We start from the raw sequence: 1,587 nt of genomic DNA, 5'->3' as shown, positions 1-1,587 counted from the left end.
CTTGGAGGGGTTGCGCTCTTTTCGATTGTGCCGCGTCACGTATTGGGAAATGGGTATATCGCTCCGAGTGATCAATTGACTAAAGGTATTATTGGTACCGGAGGGATGGGAAGAGGCCATGTCAATTATGCCGGTACACGTTTGGTTGCCGTTTGTGACGTTGATAAAAATCACCTTGAATTGGGAAAGAAACTGGTGAAGGAAAAAATAGCCGCTTATCATGATTTCCGCGATTTGATTCTGGACCCGAATGTTGATATTGTGCACATCGCCACTCCACCTCATTGGCATGGTATCATGTCTGTCGAGGCCGCTAAAGCCGGGAAAGACATCTGGTGTGAAAAGCCGATGACGCGTACGATCGGTGAAGGAAAGCGTGTGATGGAGGCCGTACAGCAATACGGACGTATGTTCCGCCTGAATACATGGTTCCGTTTTACAGACCAGTTCTATGGACTGGGCACTCCTGTCCAACCGTTGAAGAAGCTGGTGCAAAGCGGATTGTTGGGATGGCCGTTGAAGGTGACGATCAGTGCGCATACCGGTTTCAACTGGAAGTTTTTCTGGGTAGGAAAAGAATATCTCGAACCGCAACCGGTTCCGGCAGAGTTGGACTACGACATGTGGCTCGGCCCGGCTCCTTACAAGCCTTATAACCCGCATCGCGTACACCAGACTTTCCGCGGATACTGGGATTATGACGGTGGAGGGCTCGGAGACATGGGGCAGCATTACATCGACCCCGTACAATATATACTAGGTAAAGACGATACCAGTCCTATTAAAGTGGAGGTTGATGCCCCGCAACAGCATCCGGATGCTGTCGGTACTTGGCGTTCCATTACCTACACGTATGACGATGGTTGTCAGATTGTCCTTTGGGGGGGGGACTTCGGTGATCCGAATACGCCGTATATTGCCGGACCGAAGGGTAATGTATATAAAAATTTTGTATGCGATATTCCCGATTGGGAGAGGAAACTTGCCGATTTCCCCGAACCCGAACCTCAGGTTACGGACTTTATAGAATGTGTGAAGACACGCCAGCCTTTCGCCCTGAACGAAAAGAATGGTTTCCGTTCGGCTACTATTGTCAATATGGGAGCAGTGGCTCTGCGTTTGAACCGGACGCTGAATTTCGATCCTGTAAAACTTGAATTTATTGACGACGAGGCTGCAAATCGTTTGCTGGACCAGCCGATGAGAGCACCCTGGAATATATAACGAATTGACAATTGATAATTAACAATTGACAATTACATAAATAGATAATAATATGAGAAAAGCATATATTTCAATAGCTGCCCTGTTGCTTTGCGGAAGCATGCTGATGGCGCAGACTCCGGCCAACCGTACGGCCAAAACGACCGCTGCCGATGTGTTGGCTCAGATGCCTGCGGCGAAACAAGCGGCGTACAATAAATTGATTGGTGATTTGAGTTCTACCGGCGAAGAAGGTGTTCTGATGTTGGTAAACATGATAAATGCTCCGGGCAAAGGCAGTAACGCAAATGTCGACTACGCTTTGAGCGGTCTTACGCATTATGTCATGGCGAAAGGGGAGGAGAATGCCCGGTTAGTGACTGC

Annotated in this window: 2 protein-coding genes; both read left to right on the top strand. The window is 48.6% G+C overall.

Annotated features, from left to right (window positions below; translation table 11 throughout):
* A partial coding sequence (locus KTG12_RS21300; RefSeq protein ID WP_227226388.1) for a Gfo/Idh/MocA family oxidoreductase occupies positions 1-1,224 on the top strand: 1,224 nt, incomplete at its 5' end.
* 52 nt (positions 1,225-1,276) lie between these two features.
* Positions 1,277-1,587: hypothetical protein (locus tag KTG12_RS21295; RefSeq protein ID WP_147379097.1), on the top strand; the 311-nt coding region annotated here is incomplete at its 3' end.

It is taken from the genome of Parabacteroides sp. MSK.9.14 (assembly GCF_019041495.1).
GTDB classification, from domain to species: domain Bacteria; phylum Bacteroidota; class Bacteroidia; order Bacteroidales; family Tannerellaceae; genus Parabacteroides; species Parabacteroides merdae.
The sequence above is the reverse complement of the archived record's forward strand: the minus strand, read 5'-3'. Positions and strand labels throughout refer to the sequence as shown.